15 protein-coding genes and 1 pseudogene are annotated in these 18936 nt (G+C 38.3%); 10 read left to right on the plus strand and 6 right to left on the minus strand.

Annotated features, from left to right (window positions below; all coding sequences use genetic code 11):
- Positions 1-361 precede the first annotated feature (361 nt).
- From FJR38_RS25695 to FJR38_RS25705, 3 genes are all read left to right on the plus strand, one after another.
- The gene (locus FJR38_RS25695) at positions 362-1114 is read left to right on the plus strand and encodes a PAP/fibrillin family protein (protein ID WP_168540259.1); all 753 of its coding nucleotides are present in this window, start codon (positions 362-364) and stop codon (positions 1112-1114) included.
- A gap of 311 nt (positions 1115-1425) precedes the next feature.
- Positions 1426-2604 carry an enhanced intracellular survival protein Eis gene (gene eis, locus FJR38_RS25700; RefSeq protein ID WP_168540261.1) on the plus strand — a complete coding sequence of 393 codons (1179 nt, stop codon included), beginning with the start codon at positions 1426-1428 and terminating at the stop codon, positions 2602-2604.
- Between the two features lie 66 nt (positions 2605-2670).
- Positions 2671-3327 (plus strand): hypothetical protein, encoded by a 657-nt coding sequence (locus FJR38_RS25705; protein WP_168540263.1) that lies wholly within the window; start codon positions 2671-2673, stop codon positions 3325-3327.
- A gap of 681 nt (positions 3328-4008) precedes the next feature.
- Here the strand turns inward: FJR38_RS25705 and FJR38_RS25710 are convergent.
- The gene (locus tag FJR38_RS25710; protein WP_168540265.1) at positions 4009-4611 is read right to left on the minus strand and encodes a GUN4 domain-containing protein; all 603 of its coding nucleotides are present in this window, start codon (positions 4609-4611) and stop codon (positions 4009-4011) included.
- Positions 4612-4884: 273 nt separating this feature from the next.
- Between FJR38_RS25710 and FJR38_RS25715 the strand changes: the two genes are divergently transcribed.
- Entirely contained in the window at positions 4885-5994 is a 1110-nt protein-coding gene (locus FJR38_RS25715) for an alkene reductase (RefSeq protein ID WP_168540267.1), read from the plus strand.
- A 322-nt stretch (positions 5995-6316) separates the two neighbouring features.
- Here FJR38_RS25715 and FJR38_RS25720 read toward each other — a convergent pair whose 3' ends face one another.
- Complete coding sequence (locus FJR38_RS25720) at positions 6317-8200, minus strand: type IV secretory system conjugative DNA transfer family protein (RefSeq protein ID WP_168540269.1); 1884 nt, start codon at positions 8198-8200, stop codon at positions 6317-6319.
- Positions 8201-8360: 160 nt separating this feature from the next.
- A complete protein-coding gene (locus tag FJR38_RS25725) occupies positions 8361-9302 on the minus strand; it encodes a DUF4351 domain-containing protein (RefSeq protein WP_168540271.1) in 942 nt (313 codons plus the stop codon).
- Between the two features lie 151 nt (positions 9303-9453).
- Here FJR38_RS25725 and FJR38_RS25730 point away from each other — a divergent pair, with 151 nt between their 5' ends.
- Positions 9454-10551 (plus strand): DUF5895 domain-containing protein, encoded by a 1098-nt coding sequence (locus FJR38_RS25730; protein WP_168540273.1) that lies wholly within the window; start codon positions 9454-9456, stop codon positions 10549-10551.
- Positions 10552-10689: 138 nt separating this feature from the next.
- Here FJR38_RS25730 and FJR38_RS25735 read toward each other — a convergent pair whose 3' ends face one another.
- Together FJR38_RS25735 and FJR38_RS25740 are read right to left on the minus strand one after the other, a co-directional pair.
- Positions 10690-11418 (minus strand): hypothetical protein, encoded by a 729-nt coding sequence (locus FJR38_RS25735; protein WP_168540275.1) that lies wholly within the window; start codon positions 11416-11418, stop codon positions 10690-10692.
- Positions 11419-11576: 158 nt separating this feature from the next.
- Entirely contained in the window at positions 11577-12746 is a 1170-nt protein-coding gene (locus FJR38_RS25740) for a hypothetical protein (RefSeq protein ID WP_254449569.1), read from the minus strand.
- Positions 12747-12800: 54 nt separating this feature from the next.
- On the opposite strand from FJR38_RS25740, the gene FJR38_RS25745 reads away from it, so the two are divergent.
- The 4 genes from FJR38_RS25745 (at position 12801) to FJR38_RS25760 (ending at position 17030) form a co-directional block, all read left to right on the plus strand.
- On the plus strand, positions 12801-14432 hold the full coding sequence (locus FJR38_RS25745) for a hypothetical protein (protein ID WP_168540277.1): 1632 nt from the start codon (positions 12801-12803) through the stop codon (positions 14430-14432).
- A gap of 196 nt (positions 14433-14628) precedes the next feature.
- Positions 14629-15018, plus strand: a complete 390-nt coding sequence (locus FJR38_RS25750) for a hypothetical protein (protein WP_168540279.1) — start codon at positions 14629-14631, stop codon at positions 15016-15018.
- 38 nt (positions 15019-15056) lie between these two features.
- Entirely contained in the window at positions 15057-16115 is a 1059-nt protein-coding gene (locus FJR38_RS25755) for a DNA polymerase (RefSeq protein WP_254449570.1), read from the plus strand.
- 132 nt (positions 16116-16247) lie between these two features.
- Entirely contained in the window at positions 16248-17030 is a 783-nt protein-coding gene (locus FJR38_RS25760) for a peroxiredoxin-like family protein (RefSeq protein ID WP_168540281.1), read from the plus strand.
- Between the two features lie 135 nt (positions 17031-17165).
- Here FJR38_RS25760 and FJR38_RS25765 read toward each other — a convergent pair whose 3' ends face one another.
- Positions 17166-18017 (minus strand): zinc-dependent peptidase, encoded by an 852-nt coding sequence (locus FJR38_RS25765; protein ID WP_168540283.1) that lies wholly within the window; start codon positions 18015-18017, stop codon positions 17166-17168.
- 819 nt (positions 18018-18836) lie between these two features.
- Here FJR38_RS25765 and FJR38_RS28855 point away from each other — a divergent pair.
- Positions 18837-18936: pseudogene (locus FJR38_RS28855) on the plus strand (integrase); the annotation flags it as partial.

Here is an 18936-nt window from a genome sequence, read left to right on the forward strand (position 1 = left end):
CCTGCGGGGAGTGCTTCTGTTTTTATAGTTGCAGATGTGATTAATTGAGAAGATGTCTCTGACTGGATTATGCTATTGGACATGGTAGAATCAACAATGATTTTGATTTGTTATCCAAGACTAAATTAACAATTTTTTAATCACCCTGGCAGATAGATTTCAAAAATCAGCCGATTGTTTAAAAATTACAGAAATACCCGGTAAGTGTAAAACTCAGTCCTTCGACAAGTCTTACAGTGAGCTTGTCGAACTGCTCAGGTAACCATCACTTGAGTGCTGAGATATAAGCTACACTATGGCTTACGCCACGCTTCGCTATCGCCAAGTCTGACATCAGTTGAAACCAAAATATTTTAACACTATGGTAGTAGATACGGAAAAAAGTACAGCAGCTAAAACAGCTTTACGTCAGGCATTAGCTGCTTGTGGTGGTAATACTAAGGACAAAACTGTAATTGCGGCGATCGCAAATCTCCAATCTCTCAATCCGACGACAGCACCAACCCACAGTGGTAGTTTCATGGATAGTGAATGGTTGTTAATCAGTGCGCCAAATTTTCCTCAAGGTGAGCAACTTGCAGATGGCAGATATGCCTATACTTTGAGTCGTTTGGCTTTTAATATGTTTCAACCGACAAAACTAAAAGTGGTGATTGACCGCGTTTTTCAACCTGTATTTTTGTTAGGAAATGGAGGGCAGCGATCGCATGATATTGTTGTGGAATTTACGACTATTGATGAATCTGTTCCTCAACTATCTGGAATTGTTCGCAATCAAGGCATTTGTCAGCCTCTAAGTGATAAAGTGCTGCAAGTGGAATTTACAGGAGGAATTTTAAAACCGCAATCTGCAACTAAAATGGAGGAGTGGAAGGCTGTTTTTGGTGAGCAAGGTAAGTCTGAAAAAAGAAATTGGCAAGATAGTTTGATGTCTGTTTTTTTGAGGTTGATGTTTGGTTTAGTTCCTCCGCAAACTATGATTCCAGAAACTGGAGAAGTTTCTTTTGTGATGAATCGTTCTCCCAAAGGACGTTTAGAAATCCTTTATTTAGATGAAGAACTGCGGATTACTCGTGGAGAAAAAGGAACTGTTTTAGTTTGTGAACGATTATAGCATTTACCAGGCTAGTACCGCCGTGAAGTCAAATGACCACAAAAAATATAAATTTGTGCAATATAGATTTTGGCAGTTTTTGACCCCTATTTTCTCTTTCTTTGTGAGAAATCCGGGTTATGCTAAATTATTTTGCCAAACCCAAAAATCCTGATATAGTAAGGATTTTACGTTAATTCATCGGTTAATTGGATATAAATTTGGCATTAAAAACAATGAAACCCTTTATTTATATGGGTTATGGGGTAAATAAACTCATATTTGGCATAACAGGTACGGAAGAACCGAAAACTAAAAACTAAAAATGAAAAATGAAATCTGAATTTCAATACACCACACTCTCCCACCCAGACGATATTAAACAACTAGGAGCTATCCTCGATCATTGTTTTATCGGTTCACCTGGTGGCGAGGAATTATACATCAATTGTATTGGCGCAGAAAACTTCCGCATTATCCATCAAAATCAACATATTGCTGGTGGACTGGCAACTTTAAACATGGGACAATGGTGGGGAGGAAAGCGTGTACCGATGACAGGAATAGCCTCAGTTGGTATTGCTCCTGAATATCGTGGAGATGGTGCAGCTTTAACTTTAATGCAGCACACTATCCAAGAACTTTATACTCAAGAAGTACCTATTTCCGTCCTCTATCCAGCTACACAAACCCTATACCGAAAAGTTGGATTTGAGAGAGGAGGTAGTTATTGCATTTGGGAAATTCTCACTGATAGTATTCAGATGCGAGAACAACCTTTACTTCTGCATCCTGTAATGTTGACTGAACATCAAATATTTCATGATTTATATCAGCAACAAGCACAATTAATTCCCGGATATTTAGACAGAAATTCAGCACTCTGGCAACTATTCACTCAATCAAATGAGAAGCGAAAAGTCTACGCTTACTTGATAGGTTCTCAAGAACAACCGCAAGGCTATATCATCTTTACCCAAGAACGAACAGAAGATGGCGCAATATTGAAAGTAACAGATTGGGTAGTTCTCACAGATGCTGCTGCACAAACTTTCTGGTCTTTTTTATATAAACATCGCTCCCAAATTAAAAAAGTGCAATGGAAAAGTTGTGTCATTGATTCTCTACAATTACTGTTACCAGAACCCATTGCAAAAATATCACTTCATAAGTGCTGGATGCTAAGGGTGATAAATTTATTTAAGGCTTTGGAAATGCGGGGTTATCCTGGGGAAATTGCAGCAGAACTGCATTTAGACATTAAAGATGATTTACTACCTGCAAATAACGGCAAATTTATTCTGTCTGTCGTCAATGGACGTGGTAAAGTGACCAAGGGTGGAAAAGGAGAGTTACAGTTAGATATTAGAGGACTAGCACCACTGTACACAGGTTTATTTTCCCCCCAAAAGTTGCAGCAATTAGGAAAACTGGATGCTACAGAATCAGCCCTTTCAGCAGCTACGCAAATATTTACCAGTGTTTCCCCTTGGATGGCTAATTTCTTTTGAAACTTCATCAAAATAATTAATTTGCAGCTAACCGCTGCCTGGGAGAGATGTACTTTTCTCCCAACTATGTCAATAATTAATCTGGCTGACATTCAACAAATTAAGAAAACACAGCAACAACTTTTATTTACTCAGCAAAACCATCATCCAAATCACTCTGCTGTTGATTCTATTATTGCAGAGAACTTCCATTTGCTGATGAAACAATTATTTTTACAACTACCTGTAGAACCTTTATTAAATGCCCATCCTCAAATTGCTCAATGGGTTGCTCAAGTACAGGAACTTGCACCCGAACTTTTTCAATCTCGCAAAAAGTTATTAGTTGATAATGCCGTCATTGCACCTTTGACAGTAAATAATGAAAATTACTTTATTCAAGTCACCACAAATATAGCATTTAAACAAGGTATTCCCAGACTTTATGAATGGGCTGTGCGTCATCCTCAGTTAAGCTGGCAAGACCGGGTAAAGTTGTGGACTACGACTATTCAATACTCAGTTATTCCTAACCGAATGCAGCTTGTGATTTTAGCATTAGACCCTGTAAAACCACCCCAAAGATTAAATATACATTGGAACAAGAAGTATCATCGGCAGACTGAACGATGGTTAATTAAACTCCTAACTCAATCTCAAGAAAATGATGCTCAATCAAATCAAATAAATCAGGATATATCGTCACTGGTCAATTTAGATGATATTTCTGAAGTTAGCATTTAACCCTCTTTTGTCACTTTTCCAAAATGAAAAGACGTAACCCTTATCAAAAAAGAGTTTTAATCTAAAACAATGATTGTATTCATCATATTAAAAAATAAAATCACAAACCCAATCACAGTAAAAGTTTTAAAAGTTGCATTTCATGTTTATTTTTGGAGATTGACAGAACAGGGATATATCAAAGATGGTAAATTGCACTGGGTTCATAATTATGTGGGGTCAAAAGAAGCAGGGGAGCAGGGGGGAGAGACTGGGACAAAGCTTGTACCCCGCCCCAGCCGAGCGCCCTGGAAGGGCGGGGCTTCTTACCCATGCTCCGCTTCGCTCCGCACAGAGAGGAAGGGCTTGCTCCCCCTGCTAGAAAGCCCCCTTCCGCTCTGCCTCTTCGGTGATTACTAGGTCGCGCTATCTCTATTCCTTCGGTCCGGTAAGGGATACACTATCGCTCTATCATGTCGGCATTGCACCGAGATGGCTGTAAGAACCTGTAAGATGACTTCAAAAGGCTTGATTTCTCGTTGCCAAACACGACTTTTTTGACCATAATGTAGCAAATTATCAAACCCAGACGGAACAAGGCATTTCAGACCATCTTGTAGGAAATTACAAGGATCTCGGCTCAATACCAATTTTACTTTTTTACTCAGCATTGTTGCGGTGAACTTTGATGAAAAATTCATACTAAATCTTGCAAAATGCCGCACGGGGAATAAAACGCCAACCACTAGCACCACCAAAACCACCACCAACACCATAATCTGATAGAGGAATACCAGGTAAATGTCCTGGAGGAGCTTTCAAGGAATAATTGAGATTATTAGTATTAATAGTCCGATAACCACCGATAACCGTTGCATCTTTTGTATACCAGCCAACACGAATCACAAATTTTCTGTAGATATTCTCATCAAAATTCGCTTTACCTCCAAAATCTTGCCAAATTTTGCGCTGAACACTAAAACCAAATCGGTTTTTACTGGACTTGAGCCAAAGTTGGTTTAAAATACCAAGATGATTACAGGGAAAGTTGTTCATTTCATCAGAGGTAAGATAATTATCACCAGATTTTGAAAACATCGCCATTTGTTTCCAAGTTTCTAAGTCAGCTTCTTTCCATTTACCTGCTGCTAATAATTTTTTCAGTTGAGTGTAATTTGGTTTTTTAGATATGTAGGAATGTGAATTAGGTTTTGGTTTTGACCCTATACTTGAGGGAACTATGCTACATAGAGTTATCATTCCACAAAAAATAGACAGTAAGCACTTGGTTGGAGAAGTTATCATAATTTGATGTTAAAGATATATTGCTGATTATATACGTATTTTCTAAGGTACAATACATTTCTTGTCAATCTAAAATTAATAGGAGACTTCCACTACAGATGATTAACTGATATAATTTGACCTGGAAGTGAGCAAATCAAAAAAGCATTTATCGCAAATTTACTGATATTATAATTATGGTTGTTGTAGCGATTCTCGCGGCAGGAAAAGGAACAAGAATGAAATTTTGATATAGATTATCCTAGATACTTAAAAACGATTCCAGTTAGACTTATGGATAACACGCTGCAATTATTAACCCCTATACAACTCGGTACTTACACCTTACCGAATCGTCTGGTGATGGCTCCTTTAACCCGCTGTCGTGCTGCGGCTGGTAACGTTACCTACGAACTCCATGCCACCTACTATGCACAACGAGCAACCGCTGGACTGATTATTTCCGAAGCAACCCAAGTCTGTCCCCAAGGACAAGGTTATCCCGCTACCCCCGGCATCCATTCCGCTGAACAGATTGCTGGCTGGAAAAAAGTTACCCAAGCGGTTCACGACAAAGGTGGTCGCATTTTTCTGCAACTCTGGCACGTTGGACGCATTTCCCATCCTGATTTTCAGCCAAATGGTGAATTACCCGTTGCCCCTAGCGCCATTACTCCAACAGGAGAAGTCGGAACTTACGAAGGCATGAAACCCTACGTCGCGCCCCGGGCCCTTGAACTCAAAGAAATCCCCAGCGTGATTGACCAATATCGTCAAGGTGCGAAAAATGCCCTCGAGGCAGGCTTTGACGGCGTTGAAGTACATGGCGCAAATGGTTATCTGATTGATCAATTTTTGCAAGACTGTACCAACCACCGCACCGATGCCTATGGCGGCTCAGTAGAAAATCGCTCGCGCTTTTTGATGGAAGTTCTGGAAGCCGTGATTGAAGTCTGGGGTGGCGATTGCGTTGGTTTGCGATTATCTCCTTCCGGCAGTTTTAACGATATGGGCGACTCAGACCCCAAAACCCTCTTCAGCTATGTCGTGCAGGAACTCAACAAATTTAACTTAGCCTACCTGCACCTCATCGAACCCCGTCTCAATGCGAGCCAAGATACCCTAGAACATCTCAGTAGCGACCTCACCGTTGGTTTTTTCCGTCCCCTGTTTAACAGCAAAATTATTGCCGCTGGCGGATTAAACCGTGAAATTGGCGAACAAATCATCTCCAAGGGCGAAGCTGATCTGATTGCCTATGGTCGCATCTATATTTCCAATCCTGACCTTGTGAAACGTTTTGCCTTAAATGCGTCGTTAAATCCCTACGATCGCAGTACCTTTTACGGCGGCACAGAACAGGGCTACACTGACTATCCCTTTTTAGCAGAAGCGTCAAAATAATTCGTAATTGATAATAATGCCTCCGGCAGGCTACCGCCAACGTAATTCGTAATTGCAATCAGTGGAGGTTTGAACCTACCACTGATTATAGACCACTAAATCTTTGATTTAATGGAGGCTTGTACCCTCTTTAAGTAGGTGGGCGGAGGAAAATCCAAATATATTTCGTTTTACAAAATGGCTAAAACTCAATCACAATAACGCATTCAGGGAAATTTACATATTGTTACACATTTTGGTTATTTTACGTCCACCTACTTAATTACGAATTACGTAGGCGTAAGCCGTGCCGTTAGGCAATTACGAATTAGTAATTATTTGGTCAGCCTTGCAATCCTGGAGTTTGATAAACTCGTGTTGTAAAATTCTCCAAAACATCAGGTTCTTGATGATTACCAGACCCCTGTTTCTCCTGTTCCTGAACTGTGGCCACATCTTCCTCCGGTAATGGCAACATCCGTCCTGCTTCTTCAATGCGGTCATACAATGCCTGTGTCAACATTTGGATATCAGGAATTGTCACCTGACTTTCTAAAGCAAGTCTCACTTGTTTATCCCAAAGATTTTCACTTTCTTTAGCTCGTTTTTCATCCGTTTTCGACACAGGAATAATTAAAGGATAAGGAATTGATGCTTGTCCCCCTGAACTGTAACCAGGACTGGTAATTACACATTTACCTTGGGGAAATTTGAGAATTTCATCGGCACTGATAACAGGCATTTTTTGTAAATTCTCACTCCAACTGATTGAACGGCTCATTTGTCCACCAAGCGATCGCCCTGTAGTCCGATTTTTAATTAATACTTCTTTTTCACCATAACGCTTTGAGTAATCCTCAGCAGTTTTGTAGTTACCAGGATTAAACAAAACATGGGTACTGCAAGCTGATGCGATCGCACTTCCCATTTTATCGCCATAAATATCGTAAAGCTGCTCTAAACTTTGGATACCTAAAATAAAACAAGCACCATTAGAACGGTATTCATTAATCCACTGAGGCAGTCTATCCAGCTTAATTGATGGTAATTCATCCAAAGAAATAATCAACGGGTCTTTACGGGGACGGCTCAAATTACCGACAATCATCAAGTGCATTGCTGCTGCTAGTAAAGGACCAACCACACTGCGACGTTCATCATCTAGCTTGAACACCACCATTTCTCTACCTGATAGCTGAGTGGGAATATCCGATTGACCGATGAATGCCCGTAACAAATCAGCTTGAATAAAAGATGAGAAAGTCCCTGCCGCTGTCGTCAAAATCCCGGAAATAGTCTTTTCTGCGTCCTTAGCACTCAAAAATTGGATAAACGAAGTGGCGACCCATTCATCCAACCGTTTGGACTGGACAGCATGATCAAGGCGTTGTACCAGTTTTGGCAACCGCAACACCGCATACAGCATGGCCATATCTGGGTAAGGAGAACCCTTGACTAACTGTAATAGTGCTTTTGCTAACAAATCCCCAGCCTTAGCAAAGAACTCGTCACTTTTACCCCCACTAGCAGCATTGCGGTTAATGACTTGACCAATTTCCCCAGCCATCACCCCATCACGCGCATCACGCATAAAATCAAGGGGATTGATCACACCGCTAAAAGCTTCACCAGGTGCAAATACTCGCACTTTATAACCATATCTTGCAGCTAAAGGTGCGTGCAGTCGCATTTGGTCGCCTTTTTTGTCATAAAGTAAAATTGGAAACCCTTGCTGCATTGCACTTTCTAGCATCCGGTCAATGGTTGAGTAAGTTTTCCCAGAACCAGGCGCACCTATTACCAGTGTTCCCCGTTCGGCATGAGGAAACCAAACTGTAGGTGCAGCACCCAGCATGGTTTGCAGGTTAGCCATTAATCCCCGCCACTTACCTTTTGTCCAGTAACGGGGTGTACCAGACCACAGGGTAACTTTATTATGTTTGCGTTGTTTGAGTTGCTTAAATGCCAGGTTAGTAGCTGCTAGTTTTTCGCTGACACCACAGACTTTACCAGTGGTGATTTTACCTTTACCCGTACCACTGATTTGCAGTAGTATTAAAACTACCAGTAGTCCAGCCATCATTGTCCAACCTTGGGGGTTGTTGTACTGTTGAAAGAATTTACCGAAGTCAATATTGGCTAGTGTTGGTTGGTAAGTTGAGACTTCAATTAATATCGAGTTAGCAGTGATATGGCTGTTTGGTAGATTTTTCTGGTAAAGGTTCATATCGGTTGAGTATGGGTTTACCAGCAATTTTAGTGATCAAGGTAAAGTTAGGGAATTGACCTTTTGGATATTTTATTTTCCCCCAATAATCCCATATTCCAGTGAGAAGTTATCAATGTTACCCCACAGTAGTTAATGAAAAGTGGGGTTTTTACTTAATCTAAGACTCTGGTTTATTTTGTAACCATTGTTCTAAATCGGTGATAGAGGAGAAATCTAAGAGTGCTTCACCGAGTAATTCTAATTGCTCAATTGATAATGTCCGAATTGTATCAATGAATGATGATTCAATTCCACCAATTCGCCGATTTAATAGTCGGATAATTAGTTGTTGTTCACCGCGTTCCATTGCTAATTCTTCTGTTGGACTAATGAAAGGCATTTTCTTTTCCTCCTCTAAATGTTTGATTTTAGCGACTAATCCTCGTTGCAATTCTTTGGTTAATGTCATCATTTTATCAATGATTTTAAAAAGCTTAACAATTTGTTCTCTTGTTAAGCCTCGTTCATAAAGTCCGCGAATTAATGTCCATTTCCATTGCTCACGTTCTGATAAATTCCCCGTGGTGGCTTTAGTTTTTAAATGCGCCATTACTATGATAGCAAAAGGATTAGGATTAGATTCTAATTCAGTCCACCGTGATTCATAGTCTAGGAGTTTAGCAATGGGGAACTTCAAACTTAATTCGCAATCTAACATAGCTTGATGATAACTGTTAGGTCGCCAAGTGGAACTTGTGTCTCCTAAAATCGCCAGACCCACCACAAATTTATGATACAGGTCAAAAGCTCGGTAATTATAAGTGTACATCCTTTCTTGGAAGTCAACATCATATTGACTCTGAATCTCAATATGAATTAAAATCCATGCTTGTGTTTTATCCAATAACCAAACTTTGTACAGTTTATCTGCAATCCGTTTTTCAGTTGATGATGAAGCTGTAATTTGTTGCAGTTCTTTGTCTAGTGATTCCGGTGGTTTTGTCCAATCAATTGCTTCGTAAGCCACAGGAAAGAAAAAGGATAAGAAACTATCAAAATATTCGTTTAATGCTTCTTTCCAGGATTCGTCATAATTTGCAGTGATTTCATTTTTGGTCATAAAACGCTATGCTAAGAATAGTTATTGCACCCTCAGTTTCTTTACTTTGATTTGTTAATATCTACCTAATATTATAGCCTAAAATAATTAATTTTTACTAAATTTAGAGGCTAACGCCTCAGACTTTGGACAATCATATTTATGCAGTCCAATGGTTAAATCAAAAGTTACAAACAACTCTAAACACCCCCATCAATCTCCTCCCAAAACTGCTGCTACTAAACCTAAAACTACCAAAGCCAGAGCAACTGAAGCTGATGATTATGACTTTGAAGAAACCGAATTTGAAATAGACCCAGAACTCTTCAATGATAATTATAACCAAGTCCGTAAACCGCTGCTTCCTTATGGCATAGTCGTTAACGATAAACCTGCTGGACTATTGATTCCCGAAGACCAGTTAGAAAAAGCTGGTTGGCTAGAAATGCCTGAAGAAGATGATTTAACTACTGTCACTTTAACTGAAGATGTTACTGGATTATTAATTACTGAAGGTCGGTTACTGGTTTTAGGTTTTGCACCAGAATATATCCGCTATAAATCAGATGTTGAAGAAGTAGGTGGTTCGTTTGTTGGGCTTTATGATGACTACAGAAATAGTCTTGATAAAAGAACAATGGATGTCTGTTCAGAACACGCAATTATGTTCCTTGATGACAAGAATCAACCATTACATACTACTCCTGTTGTTGTCCGGTTTAAGAATGTAGCTCTCTGGAGTTTTAAATCAGTCCGTGAAGAGTTTTACCGTTCATTAGAAAAAACCTTTGCTGATTATTTCCAAGTACCATTTAGTGGTAAAAGTGATAAATGGCGGAGTTTAGGGGTGCTAGAAATTGAGTTTAGAGCCATTAAAGAAGGTGAAGGTAAGAATAAACATAACTGTTGCAAAACTGTAGCCTACACTAAACCCACAGTTGATAATTTCCCCCAACTGTATTTAGGTAAAACCACAGCTAAAAGTTTAATTTGGCAACAGCATGATGCGATCGCTGGTTTCAATGAACCACAATCTCTACCTGCTTTACCAGGAGAATCAACTTCTGTAGAGGTGGAAGTTTTACCACCAAACAAGAATAAGAACAAGAGTAAAACTCAAACCGTCCGTAAATCTAAACCAACAACTAAACCACCTCGGAAAATTCAAGTAATTGAAGATGACGATGATGAAAACGACGATTTAGAAACCGATTTAGACGATGATGATTTTGAATTTGATGATGATGATGAACAGGATGATGACGAATAGTTGAATATTATCAAATTACTTGTGTTTAACATAAAATCTACCGTAGCCAAAAACTATGGTAGATTTCTTACTAGAAAAGCTAGACATTATTTTTGTTAACTTCTTGTTTTATTGGTACTTATTGACTAATGAAAACTGTTATTTGGGTGATTTATTCATAGTAGCCAAAAGTTGACTATCGGCAACTTGATAACGATTACCATTAAAACAAAAGTTCAATTGTCGTAATTGCTGTTTTTCTGTTTGCAATACCTTAACACAAGGTAAAGACTGATTCCGGTTTTCTCCTACTGCTAATAATTGCTTTCCTGGTGGTAATGTAGGATTTAAATAACTCAAAAATACCTGAGTAATTGGTTGATTTGGTTTGAACCAATAACCAGCATACAGACAACCCAAAGCACCACAAACATCTGGAGTATTAAAGTTGAAAATTGTCAGGTTGCCATCTTTTCCTGCCACATTTACAGCCAATGTATTGTCAACAGATGTTTGAGGATTCAAGTTTGTATTTTCTCCAATTACCTGTTCCACTACAGAACTAGAAACAAGATTAACAGCTTTGTGCCAAGTCAAAGTTGCTGCATTCAAACTACATCCTCCTAAACCGCAAAGAACAGAAAGCAGTAAAAAGATACTTAAACCAACACGAAACCAATGCACCCCATAACGTATTCTCATGGGAGGTTCTGGTAATTGATATCCTGTTGTTTTCAATGATTGGGACTGAGTAGAAAAGGCTGACAAAGAAGAAACTACCTTGTCTGCTGTTGCTTGCTCAAATTGCTTTTTTAAATGCAAGTCAGCATCAGAAAAATCCTTTGTCTCTGGCTCGGAAGATATAGAGTTTGTCAATAAATTAGTCATAAAAACCACGCTTGTAAATGTGAAATTTGCAACTTTTAAGAGCCTAAAGAAACGACGATTTAAACAAATTTATTTGTTGTGATAAGCTATAAAAATAGCCATAATTGTTATAAGTGGCTTTCACTCCTGACTCATAACTCCTGCTGTATTTCCTACTTCTAATTACCAATATTTTGAGCATTACTAATGTATCGAGAAGTGAAACCAGGATTACAGGTCAACGTTCCATTATCATTGTTATTATTGCCATAAAAAGCTAAAGCAGTTTTGCCGTAATCTTTCAGACTAAGACGACCAAAAACATCAGAACTACTAGCATCAACTTTGCTATTATCACCACCAAAATGCTTTTGTGCTACTCGTTCAATTAGCCGTTCACCAGTGAATAATTGTCCTGTAATCGGGTCAATTTCCGTTTGAGTTACTTGAATTTTATTGGCGATATCAGCCATAAATGCCCTATCCTGATCCGCAGGAGGAAAAAACTCAAATAATTCAGATCCAGTAGGTTGATATCCTTGTTTAACTCGCTTAAGAAACTCTTCCCCTCCAGACTTGGCAGCAATTAACCGCACTGCATAGGGGTTGTAACTCATAAACTGATACCGTCCCAGTCCTCGACCACAATTTAACCCATTATCCGCACAGGTATACACCCCAACTGCTTTATAATCTCCACTACCAGCACTTTCAATTTCAGCAATGGCGTTTCCTAGCAATGGCAAATTAACACCGTAAAAAGATTGACTGACAATTGAGCGATTAGCACGGGTAAATGTGCAAGGATTAATTTGATTTGTTACTGTATTACTTTGACTGAGATTACCTTTCACCTCTCTTTTCGCACCCGTTGGTGTAGAAGTAGTATTAACACTGGCATCACTGACACTCTGCTCATTCCCACTGTCCAAATTGCCTACAAACATTAAAGCATTGACTTGATAGCTGAAAAAAGGAATCGGTCCGATAAAATAAGGTGTGCAACCCATCCTCCAAGCGCAGAACCGAAAGTATAAAGCCGTATCGACTGTATCTGTGGTTTCATCTGTTTCCATGACCACAACTTTAAAAGCTTTGCCAAAGGGTAAACGTCCCGTTGGTTCTCGTCCATTGTTAACTGCTTTGAGTATCCCCCAACCTCCCTCAACTTCTTGGTATTTACCGGATATCCATTGCTTACCTTCTAACTGATTGCGATCGCTTGCACCAACATTTTCCAAATTATCCAGTTCTACGTAAGCACAGTCTTTTTGAGTACAGGGTACAGAAAATCCTTGCACGTCTGAACCAGAAATTGTTCCAAGTGAATAAGTTTTCTTAGTTGTCAAAATAACTTAAAGTGTTGTATATTTCTAGACAAATCGTTAAAAACTTAATTTTCTATGTCTAATCAAGCTAAATCTCTTATTAATAAAGTTCAACGTCGATTATTAGATTCTAATAAATATGAAGATTACTTTTTTGCCTTTATTATTGCAATAACCCCCTTGTTTCTGTCGATAATACTAGGTTTTTGGAAACAAGAAGGAGTTGACTTTGAAAGTTACCAAAAAGCAACAAATTTTCATAGTTTGATTATATCACTACCAGTAAGTTTATTTCTATTAAGGGCAATAGGCAACTATCTTTTTGGTGTCAAAATATTACCTAGTCAAAGAGGCAAAGTGCCTCTAATATCACTCTTTAATAACGATAGTGTTCAAGCAAAAATACATCAAAAGTTAAAACAAAACGTATTAAATGATAAAATCTTTTATGTAACTTTAACTATTGATATAATTTTTCATATATTTGACACATTAGAAATTATAAAACAATATATTTTCTTTTTCTTAGGAAAAGAAATAACTGTAAGTAAATATTATTGGGCGAATTTATTCTTGATTGAGGAAAGTATAGATCCTATTCAGAATCTATTGTTTACTATAATAGCATATTTACCTCAGTTTTTTATATTTATGACAGGTCTTATGTTAATGTATTTATTTGCAAGTTATAATCTTTTGTTTATTCGGTTAATATATTGTAGAAGTAAACATCAAGAAAATTTCCAAGATAGGATAGTGCTGAATTTCGATGATCCAAACTATCGTTTTGGATTAGAAGCACTTAGTAATAGCTTCAATGTACAACTGGTTGTTTTATTTCTTGCTGGAATTGGTTTATTATTTAGTCGAATACATCAAACAGAAATTTCTAGCTTACGCACAGTTCTTAGTGATCCGCAATTACAGTCTAAATTATTACCTAGTATTGGACAGTATATAATCGTAATATTATGGTTAACAACATTTTTCATAGTTTTATTACCAGCATTGATTAAATTTTTACCTTTTTCCTCCCGATACGTGGCATCTAAAACATGGTCTATACAGGCATACTTGAAAGAGTTTATACCTCATGATCATGCTTCTAATCACTATTTATCAAAAACGGAATCATTAAACGTCTTGGCCAGCAAGTTTGCGTGGAATTCATTCTGGCCTTCTGGTGATGACATTGCTCGCTTTCTGTTCTACTTTGTATTTTTTGTATGTCTGTATATACTACTACCTACACGGGATTTTGTTGAAATCGTCGTTTTAATAATTATAGGAATTTTACTAGGTGAAACTTTTCTTAATATTTTTAGATGGGCTTTAGGACATATAGATGATAGATTGGTTACAAGAAAAATAAAACCAGGAGATACAATAATCATGGGAGATAACTTTCAGAACATTGGTGCAGGAGCAACAATTGTAAACAGGTCGAAAGTAGAAAAATCATTTAACAAAGTAAGAGAAGAATTTGATGAAGAAACAGCAAAATCTCTGAATATTGTAGAACAGGAAATCAATAAATCTGGTAATAAAGATGCAGCTGAATTATTCGATACCTTTAATGAAGAGTTACAAAAGCCTGAACCTAAAAAATCAGTCCTGCGTACTTGTTGGAAAGGAATTGAATTGGCTCTTCCTTCTATTACTACACTCACTAAAATAGTATTAGATATTTCAAAACTTTTCATTTAAATATTAATTGTAATGCGATCATCTATGATTATAGTATAGTCAAAGATATCGCATTATAAAATTAAAATGTAAATTAATAAATCATAATAAATTTTCGCTGTTTCCATTTGTCTTTTTGGATTAATAGTGTTATTATTATATCAGAAAAAAATAAAGCTTATTAAGTAATACAACGTCTAGAAATGGGGGTTCAATTATGAAATTTTTAAAATATCCAATGCTTAGATTTGTAACAATATTCATCATTCAAAGTTGGATCTTAACTTTAGCTACTATCTCTACTGCATCTGATAATGAAAACACTAAAAATTTTGAACTTAAACCAAATATTCAAACGAGATTAAATTGCATCAAGAAGTATCGTGAGTGGGGATACGGAGGCGAAACAAAAACAAATGTAAACAATCCGAATCTTGGAACTTTTGAAATTAAGCATTTGTTTGACAGAAAAGTTGCTGACGGAAATTTTGAAATTAAGGGATCACAATTGACAGTTCAACTTAATAAAACCTATGGTAAAGAAGTTACAAAAGAAAATTTTTGGGAACACACTACAAGAGTTATTGGTTATTGCAATAGTAAATAAATTCGCGTATTTTTACTGTTTGACAATGAATATTACAATTGCTGCGTTTGGTGGGTAAATCTCAATTATCTCTGTTACCAGAATTAACGGATACTGTTAATCCTAATTCACCCCAACAATTATTAGCCTCTCTCCAGGCTATGGGTATTCCAGTACAATCAACTAATCAAAAACATTTAGTCCCCTTAGCCAATCAATATCCTATTATTAAGGCTCTTTTAGACTATCGCCACCTTGCCAAAATTACTGCTACTTTTACTGATAGTCTACCTAAACACATTCACACCAAAACTGGGAGAATTCACCCCAATTACTATCAACTAGGCGCAAGGTCTGGAAGATTTTCCTGTCGTCACCCACCATTGCAAACCATTCCCCGTCATGCTGCGGCTAGAAATTGCTTTATTGCTGCACCTGGCTACCAAATTTTAGCAGCAGATTATTCGCAAATCGAGTTAAGAATTGTCGCTCGTCTCTCTGGTGATGCTAAGATGCGCCAAGCCTACCGTCAAGGTGCTGATTTACACAAACTCACGGCAGCTTTGGTAACTGGGAAGCGGATCATGGAAGTCAGTGAGGAAGACCGCAGACTGGCTAAAGCGATTAATTTTGGACTGATTTACGGTATGGGGGCTGCCAAACTTCGCATTTATGCTGAAACTAAGTATGGTGTGACAATGACACTGGATCAGGCGAAGGCTTTTAGAACCAGGTTTTTTGATGCTTATTCTGGTGTGACTAAGTGGCATGAAACGATTAAGCAAGCATATTTGCGGGGTGTTAAAGAAAGTCGGACTTTAGCAGGGAGAAGACGGAGATGGGCTGATAAACCCAGATTAGCAGAAATGCTTAATCATCCTGTGCAGGGGTTAAATGCAGATATTAATAAGTTGGCGATGGTGAAGCTGATTAAGCCGTTAAGTAGGACTAATGCTAAGTTGATCTGCGTTGTCCATGATGAAATTGTCCTGGAATGTCCAGAGAATGAGGTGGAACGAGTGAGCAAAATGCTACACAGATGTATGGTTGCTGCGGCTCTTAAGTTTCTCAACCCTGTGCCTGTGGTAGTAGATATTACGGTAGGTGATAGCTGGTAACTACGGAACTTAAACAAAAATTGTCTTGATACTCCCGCTCTATAGAGGGACGGGATATTACGGCAATCTGATACAATCAACGTAAATTTTGTTAAATTGAGCTAAAATTTAATAGCTAGTTTATCCCTTGCAATGAACCCCTACGCTATCCTTAGTCAGAACAAATATCAACGTGTTAGTGATGGCATGAGCCGACCCTTGCTAGAAAACTGCGAGACTGCCTCACATATCCTTATTTTAGTTTGGCCACAACTTGGAGATTTTGATAGTCTTGAATATGCATGGTGGTTGCAGCGTGAAGCTAAAAACTTGACAGATAGAAAACTCGCTATTCGTGCGGTGGGAATTGGTAATCTCGCTTCTGGCACAAAATTCTGTGAATATACAGGATTTCCGCCGGAAAATTTATTTGTTGAACCTGATGGAGAACTACATCGCCAACTCAATCTCTATTCTGGTCTGAATATTTCTCTCCCTGGACTTGCTGGGTCTGGGAAAGCTTGGCTAAATCTACTGTTAATGTGTGCAGGGATTGGTAGTCAGGGAACTCTAGCTGAAGTTTTTCGGGGATACAAGGGCGACCGCAAAGCCCCTCAACTTATTGGAGATGATGAAATTATTCAAGGTACTCCTCTGCCTGTTTTTCAAGGCTCGTTTTTCCAATTAGCAGGCGGAAGTGGCTTTCAACGCCCCTTTGAGTTAGCTACTCTGCGGCTACGGAATATGGTGGAAGTTCTCAGAAATTGGCAGACTTATGTACCGAATTCTGCCTACTTAACTCAGCGCGGTGGCACTTTTTTGTTTGATCGCAAAGGTCAGTTACTTTACGAACATCGAGATCCAGGAATTCTCGGCTTTGCTGCTAATATGAGCCAACCCCTATCATTTTTATCCTTAATTGAAAACTGTGCGTAAACTATAGGAATCCGGTTTGATTCTTGTTCATTATACTGAGACTCAATCGTTGATTCGATGGGGTTTACGGTTTACAGCTTGTATGGCTTACGCCACGCTATCAAAAATCGAATAGTAGCCCTATATATCGCTTTTTTATTTGCCAGAATTGACAGAAGAAGGATAATTCCACTGCACCGGATCTAAATGATAGTAACATTGTAGCTGATGATAAACTGCCGGATAATCAGATAATAATTGGTGTGGTTTTTCAAAGAAAGTTTCAGTTGCTACAGCAAAAAATTCTGCGGGATTCGTTGCACCATAACTATCTATGACATTATTGACTCCTTGGAGAACATCGTTACAAAGTTGTTGATATGCTTGGCTCATCACTTTAGCCCAAATTGAATAGTCGGAGTTGCGTTGTAAAATCGGTACACCTTCAGCTTGACCATCCTCTTGATCTAACTGATGGGCAAATTCATGGAGGATAACATTACGCCCATCTTGCCAATTAAAAGTATCCTGTTTTATCTGTTCCCAAGACAATATTAACTGGTCTTTTGTCCATGATTCCCCTAGTCTAGCGACACGCCTTTCCTCAACAACATAATTGCTAATAGCAGCCGTTTCTTTAACAATATAGGCACTGGGATAAACCAGAATTGAACGCAATTTTGGGAAGTATTCTCCTCGTTCATTGAGTAAAAGTAAACAGGCAACAGCAGCAATAATCAGTTTCTTTTCTTCTGTTACCTGTAATCCTTTACAGCCAATAAATTGCTTTTCGGTTAAAAACACTTGAATATGTCCTTGAAGTCGCCTTCTTTCATCTGATGACAGATAGAAATATACAGGAAAATTATTCTCAATAATGGCATTCCAAAGGGGAGGAAAAGGGCGACGTTTAAGACGGTTTCTTCTCCTTTTAATGAGGAAGGGATTGGCTAAAATTACCGTGATAATTAGCCCAATAATGACAAAGACAATAATTGTTTCAATCATTGATTTTTGAGGAGATTACCGCCATAAATGCCGGGGTTATCGGCTGAAAACGTTAGATCAATTTGCACAACCAAATCTGAAACATAATGTGATATTACCCCTCTTCTGTCACTCTCCGAAAAATCTTACAATTTCTAAACTCTGTAACTCTTGCCTGGAATGCGATCGCTCTGTTCTTTCGTAATAGGAATTATACAAGATGAGCAAAGCACAAAATTTTGATGGTAAATACCTCAATCAGTTGATATTGCGTCGCTTGAAAACCTTTTATTAATAGGAAAACTCGGAAAGTGACAGAAGAGGGTTACAACAAATCGCAATCAACCGTGCCACAAATCAACATGATGAAAACCAGTGCCAGAAATCATTCTGAGATTTATTCTTGTGGCGGGTTTGCCCTCAAACTGCTGTAAATCCCAAAAGAACAACCATCCTAAAAATCAGCTACAAATCCTGTGATTACAGGATTGAAACTATGTGCATTTAACCGGATTTGATCAGAATCTCATCCCAGAAAAAGGTGAAGGGCTGCATTAGCCAACTACTTTTTACTTAGTTGTTCCTTGGTAAATAATGTCTTTTATTTAACAATTAGCCAATCAACCACATAAGTAAGTCAGCACTTTACACAAATTAATAAATCAGACAGATGGATCTAGAATACCCATTAAGGGTGACAATAAAAATCAGACAACACAAAACCAGACTTAACTGCTCTTATGTCTTATTAATCATAGTGTAGAAATTATGCCACTCTCACTCGTCCACGTTTCTCAATATCGCCAGTCCATCTCGGAACTATCCCCGGCTCAAGCTGAAATGAAGTTGATTACTTTGTGGTTGGATGGTAAGGCGGAGTCGTCGGTGCGTGCCTATCAGCGTTACGTTAAGCATTTCTTGCGGTTTTTGGGGAAACCTT

This window comes from Anabaena sp. UHCC 0253, assembly GCF_009712085.1.
Taxonomy (GTDB): domain Bacteria; phylum Cyanobacteriota; class Cyanobacteriia; order Cyanobacteriales; family Nostocaceae; genus Dolichospermum.